Annotated in this window: 17 protein-coding genes; 15 read left to right on the top strand and 2 right to left on the bottom strand. The window is 33.8% G+C overall.

Going from position 1 to position 17084, the window contains the following annotated elements; all coding sequences use genetic code 11:
* The first annotated feature begins 190 nt into the window (after positions 1-190).
* The 10 genes from CCK98_RS19890 to CCK98_RS19840 all read left to right on the top strand — a co-directional run bounded on the left by CCK98_RS19890 (position 191) and on the right by CCK98_RS19840 (position 9554).
* Entirely contained in the window at positions 191-1750 is a 1560-nt protein-coding gene (locus CCK98_RS19890) for an acyl-CoA synthetase (protein WP_088088168.1), read from the top strand.
* Between the two features lie 156 nt (positions 1751-1906).
* Entirely contained in the window at positions 1907-3301 is a 1395-nt protein-coding gene (locus CCK98_RS19885) for an MATE family efflux transporter (protein ID WP_088088167.1), read from the top strand.
* 85 nt (positions 3302-3386) lie between these two features.
* Complete coding sequence (locus tag CCK98_RS19880; RefSeq protein WP_179195868.1) at positions 3387-3866, top strand: PfkB family carbohydrate kinase; 480 nt, start codon at positions 3387-3389, stop codon at positions 3864-3866.
* A 913-nt stretch (positions 3867-4779) separates the two neighbouring features.
* Complete coding sequence (locus CCK98_RS36450) at positions 4780-5532, top strand: hypothetical protein (protein ID WP_256942415.1); 753 nt, start codon at positions 4780-4782, stop codon at positions 5530-5532.
* Positions 5533-5854: 322 nt separating this feature from the next.
* Positions 5855-6592, top strand: a complete 738-nt coding sequence (locus CCK98_RS19865) for an AAA family ATPase (protein WP_088090475.1) — start codon at positions 5855-5857, stop codon at positions 6590-6592.
* A 176-nt stretch (positions 6593-6768) separates the two neighbouring features.
* Entirely contained in the window at positions 6769-7608 is an 840-nt protein-coding gene (locus CCK98_RS19860) for a DUF1835 domain-containing protein (RefSeq protein WP_179195867.1), read from the top strand.
* Between the two features lie 131 nt (positions 7609-7739).
* Positions 7740-7961, top strand: a complete 222-nt coding sequence (locus CCK98_RS19855; protein ID WP_088088162.1) for a hypothetical protein — start codon at positions 7740-7742, stop codon at positions 7959-7961.
* 189 nt (positions 7962-8150) lie between these two features.
* Positions 8151-8456: a hypothetical protein gene (locus CCK98_RS19850; protein ID WP_088088161.1), complete on the top strand. Its 306-nt coding sequence runs from the start codon at positions 8151-8153 to the stop codon at positions 8454-8456.
* 211 nt (positions 8457-8667) lie between these two features.
* Positions 8668-9000: a hypothetical protein gene (locus CCK98_RS19845; RefSeq protein WP_088088160.1), complete on the top strand. Its 333-nt coding sequence runs from the start codon at positions 8668-8670 to the stop codon at positions 8998-9000.
* A complete protein-coding gene (locus CCK98_RS19840; RefSeq protein ID WP_088088159.1) occupies positions 8973-9554 on the top strand; it encodes a hypothetical protein in 582 nt (193 codons plus the stop codon). Before CCK98_RS19845 ends, CCK98_RS19840 begins: the two co-directional genes overlap by 28 nt.
* Positions 9555-9976: 422 nt before the next feature.
* On the opposite strand, the gene CCK98_RS19835 is transcribed toward CCK98_RS19840, so the two are convergent.
* A complete protein-coding gene (locus CCK98_RS19835) occupies positions 9977-10372 on the bottom strand; it encodes a DUF3888 domain-containing protein (RefSeq protein ID WP_088088158.1) in 396 nt (131 codons plus the stop codon).
* A 210-nt stretch (positions 10373-10582) separates the two neighbouring features.
* Here CCK98_RS19835 and CCK98_RS19830 point away from each other — a divergent pair, with 210 nt between their 5' ends.
* From CCK98_RS19830 to CCK98_RS19810, 4 genes are all read left to right on the top strand, one after another.
* Positions 10583-11599: a hypothetical protein gene (locus tag CCK98_RS19830; RefSeq protein ID WP_088088157.1), complete on the top strand. Its 1017-nt coding sequence runs from the start codon at positions 10583-10585 to the stop codon at positions 11597-11599.
* A gap of 135 nt (positions 11600-11734) precedes the next feature.
* Complete coding sequence (locus CCK98_RS19825; protein WP_088088156.1) at positions 11735-13234, top strand: hypothetical protein; 1500 nt, start codon at positions 11735-11737, stop codon at positions 13232-13234.
* Positions 13235-13433: 199 nt separating this feature from the next.
* The gene (locus CCK98_RS19820) at positions 13434-13706 is read left to right on the top strand and encodes a hypothetical protein (RefSeq protein ID WP_088088155.1); all 273 of its coding nucleotides are present in this window, start codon (positions 13434-13436) and stop codon (positions 13704-13706) included.
* Between the two features lie 572 nt (positions 13707-14278).
* Entirely contained in the window at positions 14279-14746 is a 468-nt protein-coding gene (locus CCK98_RS19810; RefSeq protein WP_088088153.1) for a DUF2691 family protein, read from the top strand.
* A 201-nt stretch (positions 14747-14947) separates the two neighbouring features.
* Here the strand turns inward: CCK98_RS19810 and CCK98_RS19805 are convergent, their stop codons facing one another.
* Complete coding sequence (locus tag CCK98_RS19805; protein ID WP_088088152.1) at positions 14948-15391, bottom strand: N-acetyltransferase; 444 nt, start codon at positions 15389-15391, stop codon at positions 14948-14950.
* A 103-nt stretch (positions 15392-15494) separates the two neighbouring features.
* Between CCK98_RS19805 and CCK98_RS19800 the strand changes: the two genes are divergently transcribed.
* On the top strand, positions 15495-16898 hold the full coding sequence (locus CCK98_RS19800) for a PLP-dependent aminotransferase family protein (RefSeq protein ID WP_088088151.1): 1404 nt from the start codon (positions 15495-15497) through the stop codon (positions 16896-16898).
* Positions 16899-17084: the final 186 nt, after the last annotated feature.

The following is a 17084-nucleotide window of genomic DNA, read 5'->3' as shown; positions in this document are numbered from 1 at the left end:
TAAACCCTGGTGTTGGGTGGGAATTAGAAATCTAAATAATTTACAATGTTATTTAAAGTGATATTATTAAAAGAGTGAATATTATTTTAATATCTTGTTTTAATACCAGATACTAAAATTTTAGTATATTTATTACAGGCAAAGCTCCAGAGGGAGCCCATAAATACTATCAAGATTGGAGTTAACTACCGTGGAATTAAAATCATTGATCGCACCAGAACACTTTAATTTAGCAAGTGAAATTTCAAAGCATGACTCAGATAAAATCGCCTTGCGCTGGGAAAATGACCTTGGGGAAACAAAAACAATCTCTTATGCTCAGTTAATCACGAAAGCAAATAAACTTGCCAATGGGTTAACTAAATTAGGATTAGAAAAAGGTGATCGGGTTGTCGTAATGACCACTCGTCTCATTGAATCTTATGTCATCTATTTAGCATGTTTAAAGGCAGGGTTTGTCATTAGTCCTACTTCAGAATTGCTTCGGGCGAAGGATTTAGTTTATCGCTTAAATCATTCTGAAGCTAAAGCGGTCATTTCATATTCTGATTTGGTAGAAGAATTTGAAAATATTAACGAGGAAACACCGTTTTTACAATTTAAAATCGCGTTCGGTCAAGAAGTACCCAATTGGCTCTCGTTAGAAGCGTTAATCGAAGAGGAATCAGAAACCTTTATCGATGTAGATACGCTAAGTGAGGATAATGCCTTTTTGGCTTATACATCCGGGACCACCGGACAGCCAAAAGGTGTGGTCCATAGCCATGGATGGGGATATGCTCATTTAAGAATTGCCGCTTCAAAATGGCTGAATATTAGTGAGGAGGATCTGGTTTGGGCCACAGCTTCCCCAGGGTGGCAAAAATGGGTCTGGAGTCCATTTTTATCGATATTGGGTTCGGGAGCAACAGGTTATATCTATCATGGCAGGTTCAATCCACATAAATATTTACGGCTTCTTCAAAATAACAAAGTAAATGTTTTATGCTGCACACCTACAGAATATCGGATGATGGCTAAACTAGATGACCTTTCAAACTTCGATCTATCGCCATTACATACCGCTGTTTCCGCAGGAGAGGCACTTAATCGTGAAGTCATCGATGTGTTTAAAAATCAATTTAACATTCTGATTCGGGATGGGTACGGTCAGACTGAAAGTACGTTACTGATTGCCAATTTAAATATAGATGAGAAAAAATTAGGCTCAATGGGGCAGCCGCTGTTAACAGAATTTATTGAAGTGGTTGATGAAAATGGCCAACCTGCTCCTATAAAGGAAGTTGGGACGATTGCAATTAGAAGCGATTTCCCAGCATTATTTAAACAGTATTATAAAAATCCCGAGACAACGGCGGCGTCCTATAATAATCAATACTTTTTAACGGGTGACCGGGCATTTAAAGACGAGGATAACTATTATTGGTTCCAAGGAAGAAAAGATGATGTAATCATCAGCTCTGGCTATACGATTGGACCTTTTGAAGTGGAAGATGCTTTAATGAAACATAAATCGGTGAAAGAGTGCGCGGTAGTCGCTTTACCGGACCCGATCAGAGGAAACATTGTCAAAGCATTTGTGGTATTGAAAGATGGGATTTCGGGCACAATTGAGCTAACCAAGGAATTGCAGGGCTTTGTTAAAAATTTAACAGCACCTTATAAATATCCACGGGTGATTGAATATATCGAGGCACTACCTAAAACAGATTCAGGAAAAATTCGTCGGATCGAACTTCGAACGCAGTGATAATAGAAAAAAGGCAAATTTGCGATTCTGACAGCCCCTTTGCGAGAGTCACATTAAAACACTATACCCTCTTCCAATTCGTGGTATAATAATCAAAGTTTATTTTACAAATATTGTCGTTGAATTTCTAAAAATCCATTAAAGAAGTGTCGTGTAATGAATAAATTAGAACTGAATATTAGGCATAGAACGGTATCTATATTAGATAAGTATTTTACTGGCAAATCGATAGATTACAAGAAAATATTGGCAATCATCTTGCCCCTTTTTGTAGACCAGGCCTTTTTAATCTTAATGAGTTTATTAAATACAGCGATGATCAGTTCTGCAGGAGTAGCTGCAGTCAGCGCGGTGAGTATGGTAGATTCATTGAATATTTTCTTGGCCAATGTATTTATTGCTGTGGCAACAGGTGGTACCGTTATTGTGGCCCAATATAAAGGCAGCGGTAACTCAGCGATGGTGTCTAAAACAGCGACCCAAGCGATAACTGCCTGTACCATATTTTCAGTCCTAATCAGCGCTCTTGTATTTATTTTTCATACACCAATCCTAAACATGTTATTTGGTAAAGCGGAAGCAGACGTGTTTCAAAACGCAAGAATCTATCTCATCGGCAGCTGTCTTTCATATCCGTTAATCGCGATCTTTCAAGCGGTGACGGGGGCCTTAAGAGGTGTCGGAGAGACAAAACCTTGCTTAAATTTATCATTAATCATGAATTTAACGAATACGATTCTAAATGTTTTGCTTATTACGATTTTTAAAATGGGTGTGGAAGGACTCGTGGTTTCAACGATTCTAGCACGATTTTTGGGAATGGCTGCTTCATTAATTTATGTCTTAAAATATAATGAGACGATCCGTTTTCAGATAAAAAACGCATTCCGAATAGATATGTCTATTCTCAAGAAAGTGATGTTTATTGGTCTTCCGTTTGCTGCAGAACAGATATTTTTCAATGGTGGAAAACTGCTTACGCAAACGTTTATTGTTCAATTAGGCACCCTGTCAATGACGGTATATGCCATCGGTAATTCCATTGCTTTGTTATATCAAATCGGACCTAATGCTCTCGGCATTGCAATTGTTACGATTGTTGGACAGTGTGTTGGACGTAGGAATATAGAAGACGCTAGGAAGTTTATTTATTCGTTGATTGGACTTTCCTCCATCTTCTTTGTTGTTGCAGATCTTATATTATTGCCATTGTTTCCGTTATTGATAAAATTGTTCAACCCGCCTGATGAAATTGTTCCAACAATATTTACACTTATACTGATATCTGCCATTGCCCAGCCAATCTTGTGGTCACCAAGTTTTATTATGCCATCAGCCCTACGAGCAGCTGGCGATTCGAACTTTACTTCGATTGCTTCTTTGCTGTCGATGTGGTTATTACGGGTAGTCCTCGGTTATATTTTAGGTATTACCTTAGGTTTTGGGATTATCGGTGTTTGGGTAGCGATGATTGTAGAATGGGGTGCACGTGGAATCATCTTTGGATGGCGATTCAAAGGGAAAAAGTGGTACGCGCATAAACTTGTATAATAAATTCAGATTGAACCTCCTTAACATGCATTTGAGGAGGTTTTTTCATATAATCATCTTAGATAATGTTTGAAGGAGGATCATCTTGGATCAACAAGGAGTTATTTCAATTGGAGAAGCATTTGTAGATTTTATTTCAATAGACCGAACCAATACCCAATATAAACAACTATTTGGCGGAGCTACTGTTAACGTGGCTGTCGGCACAAGGCGACTCGGTATCCCTGCTTATTATTTATGTAAACTTGGAACCGATGAAATTAGTCAATTTGTAGAACAAGAATTTAGGAAAGAAAATATCGATACTTCATTTTCTGTCCACTCACCGAGTAAAAAGATTTGCGCTGTCTATGTTCATATTAATGCAAGCGGTGAACGGTATTTCCATACTTACGTCAACGACACCCCAGATGAAGTATTAACTGAAGACGAATTAAGAACGGGAGTTTTTGAACAGGCGAAGATCTTTTATTTTGGATCAGGAACTCTCTTTCATGAAAAAGCAAAAAAGACAACAGAAGCTGCGCTAAAATATGCCAAAGATTTCAGCAATATGATTGTGTGATTGATACGATAAATTTGCCGATTGGCAACCATATGTTACCTAATTTTTTAAATTCTTAAAATCATAACTTTGCCCAGTAATACGGGGTTTCTTAAACCAAAAGATTGCCACTCTTGTAGTCTTATACTTTAATCTATTCGGGGAACTTATGCTTGAAAATTATTTGATTGTTATCAATTGATGTTAATTCAATTTATTTAAAGAACTAATAATTAAAGGCAAACAAACTTGGTTTAGATGGCAGGAATGTTAGATCTTTGGTTAGGGAAACGTATAAAGGAGGATTGAATTATTTATTGAGGAGTGTTAATGATCGGGGCACTATCCTTAGTTGCAGGTGTTGTATGTATCGTAATTTCAATAATGCTTTTTATACCGAATTTTAAGAAAGCAAAATCTGTTAAGGAAAAATGGGAAGTATTTTTTGAATTTCTTATAGACCCCTTTGGATTAACATCTTTGTTTTATTTAGGTCTCCTACTGATATTATATGGATTATTAAAGCTATCAAATTTACTTTGAGTATTTTCCAACTGGTATGTTTTGGATTATTATTAAATCATTAACAGGAAGGAATGCCTTTTTCTAACGGGACAGTTTGGAGATATTGCGAAGGATTGTACATAAAGTAATGATTGCAAGAGCTCGATAATTGGAGGTTGCTGAGGCAATCCTTTTTGTTGAACTATCGGACAGGTTTGTGAAGGAAGGAAATTACATATGTAAAGTTGTTAAAACTATAAAATAATGTGCCTACTTTCGATTAAAAATTAATTAGTTGGGGAACTTTGCTAGTATTGAAAATAACAAAATATAGAGGTATCTTATGAGGAATATACTGAAAACGTTATTGATTATCATAACAGGGTTGGTAGGTTTTTTTATTTTACGTAAGTATAAAAGGAAACGACAAATGGGTTGGACATTATACTCTCCTATTGAACAGGACTTTGTTACCGAACCAAAAGAATATACTTTTGAATGGATAGAAGAACTTAATGAGGAAGAATTTGACAGTCTTTTTGAAGACTGTGACGATGATGGTGAGTTTCATATAAATGGATTTACGTATAAAACTATAAAATCAGAAAATCGCTTAAATGAAATGAGTGAAATATGTTTCCTTTACGCTGCACCTGATGCTATTTTCGAGAATCACCATTCTGCTCTTGTTTTTCAAGATGTGACCCCGTGGGTTTTAGAAATAATAATGAAGGAAATTGTCCCGCACTATAAGGTTGTTAAAGAACTTTATATTGAGGAAAAATTCAAGGAAATTCAGTTGTCGGGGTTAAAAGACGAGTCAAAAGAGATGGCAAAGGAATTGATTTATCAAAGGTTTTATCCTGTAGTAACAGATTTATATAGGAATAATCGATTGGACGAAACCGTAGGATGTATTCAATATTTTTTAATCAAAAAGGAAGATGTTACTCCATTGTTTTTTAAAGAGACCGAGCGTATTCATCAATTTATGAAGAATAATAATTTTCAAAACAATAAACCTTTTGTAATAACACCCTATGGATGGAAATTAGATGAGAATTTAAAAGATTCCATCGCAATCCGTTCTTTTTATTCTTTCGCGAAAAAAATTGTTTTGGTGGTTAATACGTTTGATGACAGTGTAAGAGCAATTTTTATTTTTGGGGAAAATGAGGATTAAAGGCTTCTCGTTTGAAACATTTGAATTCACCAGTGGGCTGTCAATGGATATTTTAAAAACAAATAATGAAAAACCGATAAAACAGGGTTCTGATATTGTATATATATCAGAACCTTTTAGTATTTCTTATCTTAGGTAATTGGTTTAAATCAGGAGAACTTACTTGTTAAAATGCATTTGTATTTTTAATATAAAGTTCATTTGTAGATAAGATTGTGAAGGGTTGTTCTTTAACTAACGAAGCAGGTTACTTGAATAAGAAGTATCTCAAAACCTCTCAATACCTGTATAATTAAAATAAAAAACCGGAGTGTAGCCAATGTTGTTTTTACGTAGAATTACTCTTTTACAAGAAGAAGTTCCCGATTTTAATACGTACCCATTCACTGTTCCTGCTATAAGAGGAATGGATGCATTGGACTTAGATAGTGAAGTAACATTTTTTGTAGGGGAAAATGGTTCTGGAAAATCTACTTTGCTTGAGGCAATTGCGTACAAGTGTGGGTTTAATACAGCAGGTGGAGGAAGAAACAATATATATGATGTAGATTCATCCTACGCTGCTTTAGGAAATTACATTCGTTTGTCTTGGTTGCCAAAAATCAGTCAAGGCTTCTTTTTAAGGGCTGAAAGTTTTTATCATTTTGCTTCTCATCTGGATCAACTAGCCAAAGAAGATCCGACTATTTATCAAGGGTATGGAGGCAGGTCATTACACCACCAGTCTCACGGAGAATCCTTTTTATCATTATTTTTAAACCGTTTTTCGGGTAAGGGCATTTATATATTAGATGAACCCGAGGCAGCATTATCACCAGCTCGCCTATTAGCATTTATGAGGGTTATTTATCAATTGGTGAGTAGTGGAAATTGTCAATTTATTATCGCCACCCATTCGCCTATTCTTCTGGGGTATCCAAATGCAAAGATCTTTAGTTTTGATTCCAATGTAATTGAAAGCGTCAGATATGAAGACACAGAACATTATCAAATAACAAAGGGATTTTTAAATAGAAAGGAAAGGTACTTAGAAGAGTTGTTTTTAAATGACGAGGATTAATAAAAATATACTTACTCAACTAACGGGTGCTTGAGTTGAAGTTTGGGATTGCTGTGGCAACCCTATTATTTGTTTACGGGGCTAACGATGTAATATAGTTTAACAAAGAAAATATGTTGGGGAAATCCATAGTATCGAATAATCTTAATCAAAGCTTTTATCGGAGGCTAATTACATTGAAAACACATATAGTATTTGGACATTCATCTGGTTCCGTCCTTAAGGAAGCTTTAAAGATTCATAAATTAAATGAAAATATTGTCGTAATAGGTGATGACCTGATGTGGGGACCCCTTGGCAATTTTCTGTTGAAAATTGATTTAGAGGAACGATTTATATGGTGGGAACAAGTTTTAAATGAAGAGGATAAATCCTTTGCAACTACCTATCTTAGGTCTACATATAAAAATTTGTTAGATTGGGTTAATTCACTAACTGGTGAAGAAACGTTAATGTTTTGGGTAGGTGACAGTCCAACGGAATATACAGGGTTAATGTTTTTATTAGCTAATATTCCTAAAACCATTCCAGCGTCAATCGTTATGGTTTCATCTGCTTACCATAAGAGATATGGGAGATTCAAACCACTTTCTGTGGGCGAGACTATCCCAGAAAAATTGTTCCCACTTATGGAAGATGCTAAGTCGCTATCTTCACGAGTTAGAGTAGGATATTTGAAAAATTGGGCACAACTTCTCGAAGATAATGGGCTTCTTCGAATTCGTAAGAACCGTCAAGTTGAGACTGTTTCTGAAACATATTTTGATGAAGAGATATTAAACCTTGCTAAAAAGATTTGCAAGGAGAAAATGTATAGTAAATTTGATGGATTCTTTCCTGCTGCAAGGTTGGTAGGTGATTTTATTGGTCGCCAAAAACAGAAAGTTTCGGATATATCTATAGAATGGCGAATTCGCTGCTTAATACAAAATGGGGATTTTACTTACAAGGGAATCCTTACCCATATGAGATTTTATAATATTAAACCAGTCACAACAGGAGAAACGATTGATTAAATTAAACGTCTTGATGTATTAAAGGCAACATTTTTTACGAGGCAAAAAATAATTTTACTTGTTCAACTAACGGGTGCTTTGCTTTAATAGGAGCAAGGCATTTTTCTTATTGAAGTAACGGAGCAGGTTACTTGAAGAAGGAAAATGTAAACAATGGGGGAATTATTAGAATAAGTAAAAAGAACATTGGGGGGCTTTTTTTGAAGCGAATATATGGGGGACTATTTGCGGGAATAGTGGTATTTATTATTGGAATCCTTATTCCAGAATCAAATTTTAAAACTATTATTATGCCGTTTGTTGTAGGCTTAACTGTTTTGGTCGCTAATTTAACATTCAAAAAAAATAGCTAACAAAAACAGCGTGGAATTTCCAATTCGTTTTATTTTAATTACAATTAAGCCTGTTCTTATTCAACTAACGGGTGCAAGAGTTGAAGATTGGGATTGCAGCGGCGATCCCTTTGCTTATTCAGCTAACGTGGCAGGTTACTTTAATAGGTAGAAAAATTAATATACAGTTTCTGAAGGGAGTGAAAATATTTGGGGCTCGATGTTTTGCTTTATGACAAAAACGATAAACGAATAGGAATGTATGAAATAACCGAAGCCTTACACAACGAAATATTTAACTCTAAGAAACTTTGGCGGAGCTATCTGGAGTTAAGGAAAATAAGTGAGTATTATCGTTCAGATGAAGAATATGAAGGGCAGGCACTTATAGAATTAATCAATGATTTGAAAAGATACCAGATGTTTATAAGTGAAAATAAACAAAGAGAATATCAAGAGTTTATAACCGAAATTTCCCATCCATCAATTAGAAAAGTATTTATTGTAGGAGATTGAATTAAAGAGGGCTTTATTCAACTAACGGGTGCTTATGTTAAAGATGGGATGGCTGCGGCAATCCCGTTTTCTTATTGTACTAACTATGCAGGTTAATTCAATAATAGATCAATCAAAAAATAAATATTATTCTTTATCGAACTATTTTTAGTATGATTAAATCATTACTTGCTTGAAGCAAAAACTATAAAGCGAAAAATGGTGATATTTTATGACTGATAAATTGATTGGGCTGTTTATTTCGATAACAGGTAGAGTTGGTATATATATAATAAACAAAATTAACCGTTTTAAAAGAAGAGGGCAATATGGTTGGACATTGTATGCCTCGGTGGACGAAATTTATGAAGGAGAACAAAAGGAATACCCTTTTGATTGGATTGAAGAAATTGATGAAGGGTACTTTGACAGTCTATTTGAGGAAGAGGACGATGATCAAGATTTTTATAGTAGGATTGGAAACCAGAGTGTTAGTATCATTAAATCAGAAGATTGTTTAAATCAGATGAATGAGATTTGTTTTTTTATGCAGCCCCTGATGTGATACTTGGGGAACACCATTCTACTCTAGTGTTTCAAGATATGAACCATTGGTTGTATGATGTTATCATAAAAGAGTTGGTACCACACTATAAAGATGTAAAGCAATTTTTTGTTCACGGTAAATTTAAAGAAATACAGTTATCAGAGCTTAAAAAAGAATCAAAAGAATTGGTTAAGGGCTTACTTTCCCAAGGGTATTTTCCTGTTGTATCAGATTTATATAGGGTTACAGAATCTACCCAATCAACAGGGAAAAGGAATCTTAAATTTTTTGTAGTTAGAAAAGAATCAGTTAGCCCTTTGATACTAAAAGAAAACGAGCGTTTTCAGCAGTTTGTCTATAATAATAGTTTTCAAAAAAATAAACCATTTGTATTACAGCCAGTGGGATGGAAATTCCAAGAGGACTTAAGGGATTCCATAACAATACGTTATTTTTCCAACTTTGCAGAACAAATGATTTTGTTGGTTAATACAGTAGATGACTCCATCAGAGCAATTTATATTTTTGGAGAAAAGCCAGAAATGATTACTGAGTTTAAAGAAAATAATTAACAGTAAAAGGTTTTTGAGAAAAGTACAAAATAGAATTATCTAAACTATTTAAGAAACTTGTAGTAAGTAAAAATCAAAACGGTTATTGAGGAAGATGCTCCTTGTTTCACTAACGAACAGTATCCCCATAATAAAAGCCAAGGTTGTGAAGAAATGTACTTAAAGAAACGTGGTGCTAGAGTTAAACAAGGTGTTGCTGGGCAACATCTTTTTGCTTATTGAGCTTAACGTTGCAGATTAGTGAAAGAAGGAGAAATTCATTAAAGGGAAGAAATAAAATATTTTAGAAATGTGATGCATAGTTATCACCCATAGTCCTTATTCAGCTAACGGGTGCGATTATTCAATAAGGCAGTCGCTTTCCTTGTTCCACTAACAAAGCAGCTTAGTTTAAGAATATAACCGAAGAAAAAACACCCTTTTTACAAAGGATGCCCGCATTTAGTTATTTCATTTGGCTTTAACCTTCTTCTTTTGAAATCAATAGCCTTCCACTCTATGGTTTTTTCATTACTAAAAGTGATTGTCACTAAATCATTGGGAGGACCGTGAGCACCTTCAAATGTTGTTACCTGCACGGTGACATTAAATAAGTAAGTGCCTATTGGCAGTTTCTTGATTTGGGTTATTTTACCATAATAATTTTGTTTAATTTCGCCATATTGCTTCTTCAATTCCTGTTGAATTGAGGGATAAAGCATAATGAAAATCAAGTCATCACGCAACTGTACATCATTTTTAGTTACGGTTTCAGCTTTAACGGGTGAATAGAAGAAAAGGGTTAAGCAGGCAATCAATATGAAAAGGCTTTTTCTCATAAATATCCTCCATTCCAGGTTTCTCTTATAATTAACAATTAAAGAAATTCTTATTAAGCTAACGGGTGCTTGAGTTGAACAACGGGGATTGCAACAGCGGTCCTTTTTTTGTTATTCAGCTAACGAAGCAGTTTACTTTAATAAGGATGCAATCTTATGAGTTTGGGAAAATACTTATAAACTCTAGAAATAGAAAAGGTAGGTATTGGTATGAAGAAAATTAATGTAATTATCTTTTTATTCCTCTTTGCTTTCAATCCTATAAATATGGACGTTTATGCTGAAGAATCAAAGAGTGCAGAATTTAGAGGTGATAATCTTTTTATAAACTTTGTAGATGATAAACTGAAACAAAGATTTTATCAATATGATACAAATACAAAAAAAAACAAAATTTTATTTAAAAAAGAGATAACAGATTATCCTACGGCAACATATTCAAGTTCGAACAAAGAAGTGTATTTTACTAACAAAACAAAAAATCAAACATCACAACTTTTCAAACAGAATCTTAATAATAGTCAAACTAAACAACTTACCAATCAATTTAATAATGTTGATTTATTAGAATTGGATGAGGAGAACCAACTTTTATTTATGAGGGTATTGATAGGTGATAACGAACGTAACTTTCAATTAGCAATATATGATTTAAAGAACAAAAAAATAAATAAGTGGAATAACCAGGATAAAGACACATCAGTATTTATGATGGATTATAATCCAAAGAAGAAACAATTGCTTTTAGTAACGAATTCGGTAAAAAAAGAGTATGAAAAAATTGAACAAGCTAACAAGAAAGGAATTCCTCCAGAACCACCAGTTTATACTCTATCTATTTATAATAAGGATGGACAGAAAGTAAAAGATATAAAAACCATAGAAGTTTTCTTAACAGGTGCATCGTTATCTTCAGATGGGAACAACATTTTAATTAGTTACTTTAATAACCCAAAAGAACATACTTTCAGTATCGCAACAATAGATATGAAGAGTAAGAACACTACACTACTCTTAAAAGACCCAACAGTAAGTATGCGGCAACCTGAATATAACAAAGATAAGAGTGGATTTTATTTTTTAGCAGACAAGAATAAACAAATAAATATAAATGACGAGAATGTTAATGAAGTAACTATAAACTTCTACGAAATAAAAAATAAAATAATATCTAAAACTTGGTTTTGTAAGAATGGACAAGTTGTAAATTTCTACGTTGACAAGTGAAATTCTATTGAACTAAATTCTAGGAGAAGTTATTGAACTAACGGAGCAAGTTTATTGAATAAAAAACCAGTTTTGGCAAAACCTTTGTTAAAACTGGTTTTTTATTTTTATTTTTAGGGTGGATGGTGGTTTTTCTTGTTTAGGATTAAAAAGGCCTCATTTAAATTAATTGCATTATTAATAGTATTAACTCTTATGAGTAGTGAAATAACAGAAGTTAAGTCATCAATGATAAGCATAGAAAAGGGGGAATTATCTCTTAAAGAAGCCATAAACCTCGGTCTAGGCCGAGCAAAAGAATGGAATGATAACGCATCTTTATTAAGAGTAAGAAGTGTTGACGAGACAATGGGCGGATCAAGAGGAGAGACTGGGAAACGTTTTACTTGGTTCTTGAATTTTATTGTTCCTGGTACAGATGAATATTTACTTCTTGGTATTTCAAAAGGAAAAATTACAGTATTCGAAAAGTTAAAACAATCGGGTCAGGATCAAACGATAGCCTACAATGATATTAAGTTTGATAGTGCTGAAGTAGTAAAAATAGCAAAGAATAAATATGGACTTAAACCGGGAAAGGACTGGGCAACAGGATATCATTTTACACTTAATATTATTGAAGATACACCGACTATAACTGTATTGGGCATTGACAAAGATAAACTCTTTACAAGAATTACTTTCGATGCAAAAAACGGTAAAATCACTGGTGCGATTCACAAAGTTCCCTATGGCGGTGGTTTAATATCCCGACAACCAGGATCAAATATATCTAAGATAACAAAAAAAGGTATGGCTATTATGGGAATCACAGCAGGGAAAGAATACTTGGTTACTTGGGGTGACAGAAAACCAACTCAGTTTAGTACAACCAATGATCCATTTCTTGAAGTCTGTTCAAATAATGGAAAAAGATGGACTGACTTAGATATAAACAAGTATGTAAAATATGCGTGGTTTAACACTAAAGATGAATTATATGTTTCAACAGCATATGAAATATGGTCAAATGTAACGCATAAAAGTAAAGGGAATAAAATATTGACTTTAAAAAAAGAAATTGAAAACATAGATTATTCTTTGAATAATAACATTGCAGTTTTATCTGACGGAATGGTTTACTCAACTATAAATCAAGGGGATAGTTGGGAAAAACACCCGGTTCCTGAATCCCTACACACAGTTCAGATCTCTGATAAGGGAGAGTTATTTGTCTTTACTCAAGATAGGAAGATTTTTCGGAAAAACAGAGATAAATGGAAAGCGATATCTATACCTTCAAATGCAGGTGTTCCTTGGGATATGAAAATCCTTAAGAATAAGATCGTTATTTCCACCGAAAGTGGATTGTGGATACGTGACGTTAGTGGAGGTAAATGGGGAAAGCGACAAGTCGATGAACCGATAGCGAGATTAATTAAAAAGGGGCATAATTTATTTGGTATTACAGATAGAAGTGCGGCTATTTACGAATTAGACTTTGAAAATGAAACCAACGATAAGATAAAGAAAGTGTATCAGGCTAAAGATATTATTATTGTTTGGGATATAGATGTATTCCAAAACATTTTATTAATTGCAACCATACCAGATTATAGTTGGGAGGAGATGGACACTAATATTTCAAGAAAGTAATCCATTAACAAGAATATAAAGCTTTTTACTAACGGTGCAGGAGCTTAATAGAGAGCTGCCATTCTTGGTGGCTTTTTTAACTAACGGGCAGTTTAGTGGAAGAAGGAAAATAAATCTAAACCATAGAATAAGGTAATATATAATGCCTTAAGTGGGTTAATAAAGAGATGAGTGAAAAGTATTATTTGGAGGGGGAAAAATGCTAATTAAGATTAAGGAAAGATATTCAAAAAGTAATAAACCAATATATTTTATGCATTTGTTACTTTTTGTTTTAGGCATTATGCTGTTCATAAAAGGATATATTGAGGGATTTTCATCTGTTTATATAAGGTCTGCTTGTATTGTAGGTTCACTTATGAGTTTGCTTGGTGTTGTTGAAGATATATTAATAAAATCAAATAATAAGTGGAATTACCTTTCCAATATTGCTTCGGTTGGCATTTTCATAATGGTCTTCTTTTATTACTAACGGTTGCAGTTTAGTTTAATAAGCAGGGAAATGCCAGGTGCATCTTCCTTACCTGGGTTATATAGATTTTGTTCAACTAACGGGTGCAAGAGTTAAACAAGGTGTTGCTGCGGCAACATCTTTTTGCTTGTTAAGCTAACTGGCAGGTTAGTGCTAGAAGGTGTTACTATTGTGTATATAGTATTTCAATGAAGAATGAGTACAGAATCAATCATTATTATTTTGTGATTAATGGGTAGGTGTAAAAAATGGGGAATGAAACATATATTAAAAATACTCCAATGTTACTTCTTTTCGCATTAATTTTTATTGTGATTTTTGGATTTTGGTTAAGAAAAAGGATTCATTCATTCGATTTTAAAAATAGAAGTAAGTTGTTCTTCTTGTTGGACAATTATGAGTTGATTGGTGGAGTTCTAATAGGTATAGGATTACTATTAATTGTGATTTTTCTCTAAGACTAATTTCACTAACGGGTTGCAAGAGTTCAAGATTAAGGGGGACTGTGGAGCCCTTTTTCTTATTGTGCTTACGGTGCAGGTCAATTCAATAAAATATAGGCAGGAGAAAAAATGAAACGAGGAATCAGTTTTGAAATCCCCAATGAATACGGAAGATTTCTTTGGGAGGTATTAACACCCATTGAAATTACTAAATTCATATGGCTAAGTGGGGGCGAGGAATCATATTTAGTCGAGGATGATGAGTTAGGAAAACCACTATTCACAGATAAGGTAAACTGGATAGATGGCTTATCCCTTAAAGAACTTTTAAAAGATAATAGATATTATCTCATTTTTGTGGACTTAAAAGCCTATCCAAAAGGAAAAAAACCATCAGTAATTGAGACGTATAGGGATTTTTTAAATAGCGATTGTGAAATCGTATTATTAGTTGTTGATTCTGTTTATGTCACAATTTATTGTAAGGAAAGTGAAAAACTTGAAAGATTATATGATAATGCAAAGATAAAAGGGTTTGAAAATCTCCAATACATTACAGATAAAAATGACACAAGAACAAAGCTATCAGTTTGGTAACAGTTGATTTATAACTTTACCTTCTTGTTCCACTAACGGGTGCTTTAGTTTAAGATGGAGCTGTAATCGGCAGCTCCTTTTTCTTGTTGAACTAACGTGGCAGGTTAGTTGAACACGAGGGTTTAAAATTAAGTTAACTCTATTAGGAACTATATGAAAAAAAGACCTTCATTGGGTCTTTTTCTATAACATAATTTCGATTTAAAGTCTTTTAAGAAAAACATAGCTAACCTTGTCATATTCCATTTTATTTTCATAAAAGCGATGAGCATCTATTCGTTGTAATCCTGATGAGAGTGAGACAATATCATAGCCATTTTCCTTTGACCAAATATGTACATAATTTAGAAGTGCTTCGCCATATCCTTTCGAACGACTATCTGAATCTGTAACTAAATCACAAACCCAAATGAACCTTCCATTGTATAAAGTGATCATTGGCATAAAGCCTGTTACTGCTACCATTATTTCATTGTCATATAAAGCTGCAATTTTATAATTTTCTTTTTGTGTAGCTTCTTGAACTAGTTGAAGGAATTGCTGTTCGTCCAAATGGGTCCTTAATTGCTTCATCATTGGATAGGCTTCTTTCCATTCCTGCTCATTTCTCAGTTCTTTTATTAAAATTGATTTTTCATTAACCATTTTTGTTCATCTCCTTTACCATTATTTAAACACAATCTGGTATAATCAAAAGGACCAGATTCAAGAATTTTAATGGTGCCAGTATTATTATGGGAGAGGAAATATGATTGAAATAACACCTGTTTTGGATAGTAAAAATGGCAAACCTATGTACATACAACTAGCCAATTACATTAAACAAGAAATTTTATATGGAAGAATAAAGTCAAAAGAAAAATTACCGTCAAAACGAAATTTATCAAATTACCTTGGATTAAGTTTAAACACAATTCAGTCGGCTTATGAGCAATTATGTGCGGAGGGGTATGTGGAAAGTAAACCTCGAAAAGGATTATTTGTTACAACCTTTGATAATGATTTAATCATTAACCAAAGAGGTTTAGATAAATTGGAGTCAAAAACCAAGAAAGTACAAGTAAATAACAAGATTGATTTCAATTCGGGTAAGGTTGATTTGGAACACTTTCCATATGCCATTTGGAGAAAATTAACCATTCAATCATTATACGAGGACCAGGGAGAATTATTTTATAATGGAAATCCTCAAGGGGAGGAGCTACTTCGTGAACAAATTGCAGCTCATCTGTATGCTTCCAGAGGTGTTAGATGCTCTGCCGAACAAATCATAATTGGTGCAGGTACTCAGGTACTTATTGGATTATTGTGTATGTTAATCGGTAAAGAACATATCTATGCTCTTGAGAATCCTGGCTTCCATAGAACGAGAATAACTTTACAAGATTTAGGAGTACATACGGTTCCTATACCTCTCGACGAAGATGGGATAAATATAAACCAGTTAAAAAATTCGGATGCAAATGTTGTTTATGTAACACCGTCTCATCAATTTCCTTATGGGATGATAATGCCCATTTCAAGAAGAATGGATTTGATAAAATGGGCAGAAGAAAAGAACGGATATATTATTGAAGATGACTATGACGGTGAATATCGATATAAAGGGAAGCCAATTCCGTCTTTACAAGGGCTGAGTACAAAGGAAAGAGTCGTGTATTTAGGTACATTTTCGAAGTCTTTAATTCCATCTATACGTATTAGCTATATGGTTTTACCATCCCCACTTATGAAAAAATATCTGGAGCACTTTACTATTTATAAACAGACCGTTTCTCGTATTCACCAGGATACTCTTTATCGTTTTATGAAAGAAGGATTTTGGCAAAGTCATTTAAACAAAATGAGAACTCTTTACCGTAAAAAGCATAGTACCTTAATGTTAGCCATTAACAATTATTTTGGGCAAAATGTAAACATAATCGGTGGAAAATCAGGACTTCATATTGTTTTGGAAGTAAAAAACAATATGGAGGAAGACGAGTTAATTAACACTGCAATGAATGTTGGTGTAAAGGTTTATCCATTATCAATATATTATAAAGGAGCAACAGGAAGAGTAGGTTCTAGAATCTTACTTGGATTTGGAGGATTAAAGGAAACTGAAATCAATACAGGAATTAAGTTATTAAAAGAAGCTTGGAAGCTCTAGGAAAAGTCACTTGTTCTTTTAACAGTATTGAGTTTGTGAAAGATTGTACTTACACTGACGGGTGCTTGAGTTGAAGAATGGAGGTAGCTGCGGCACCTCTTTTTTCTTCTTCAACAAACGGAGCAGGTTAGTGTAATAAGGATTTTGTTATATTATTAAGATAGATAGTAACTAATGAATGGAGAT

Source organism: Bacillus sp. OV166 (assembly GCF_900177675.1).
Lineage (GTDB): Bacteria > Bacillota > Bacilli > Bacillales > Cytobacillaceae > Neobacillus.
This window is presented reverse-complemented; position numbering and strand designations above follow the sequence as displayed.

What these genes read in the sequence shown, in the direction of transcription:
- CCK98_RS19800 (WP_088088151.1), top strand. Translation starts at nt 15,495, where the DNA reads ATGATTGAAATAACACCTGTTTTGGATAGTAAAAATGGCAAACCTATG.
- CCK98_RS19805 (WP_088088152.1), bottom strand. Translation starts at nt 15,391, where the DNA reads ATGGTTAATGAAAAATCAATTTTAATAAAAGAACTGAGAAATGAGCAG.
- CCK98_RS19845 (WP_088088160.1), top strand. Translation starts at nt 8,668, where the DNA reads ATGACTGATAAATTGATTGGGCTGTTTATTTCGATAACAGGTAGAGTT.
- CCK98_RS19835 (WP_088088158.1), bottom strand. Translation starts at nt 10,372, where the DNA reads ATGAGAAAAAGCCTTTTCATATTGATTGCCTGCTTAACCCTTTTCTTC.
- CCK98_RS36450 (WP_256942415.1), top strand. Translation starts at nt 4,780, where the DNA reads ATGGGTTGGACATTATACTCTCCTATTGAACAGGACTTTGTTACCGAA.
- CCK98_RS19810 (WP_088088153.1), top strand. Translation starts at nt 14,279, where the DNA reads ATGAAACGAGGAATCAGTTTTGAAATCCCCAATGAATACGGAAGATTT.
- CCK98_RS19885 (WP_088088167.1), top strand. Translation starts at nt 1,907, where the DNA reads ATGAATAAATTAGAACTGAATATTAGGCATAGAACGGTATCTATATTA.
- CCK98_RS19830 (WP_088088157.1), top strand. Translation starts at nt 10,583, where the DNA reads ATGAAGAAAATTAATGTAATTATCTTTTTATTCCTCTTTGCTTTCAAT.
- CCK98_RS19820 (WP_088088155.1), top strand. Translation starts at nt 13,434, where the DNA reads ATGCTAATTAAGATTAAGGAAAGATATTCAAAAAGTAATAAACCAATA.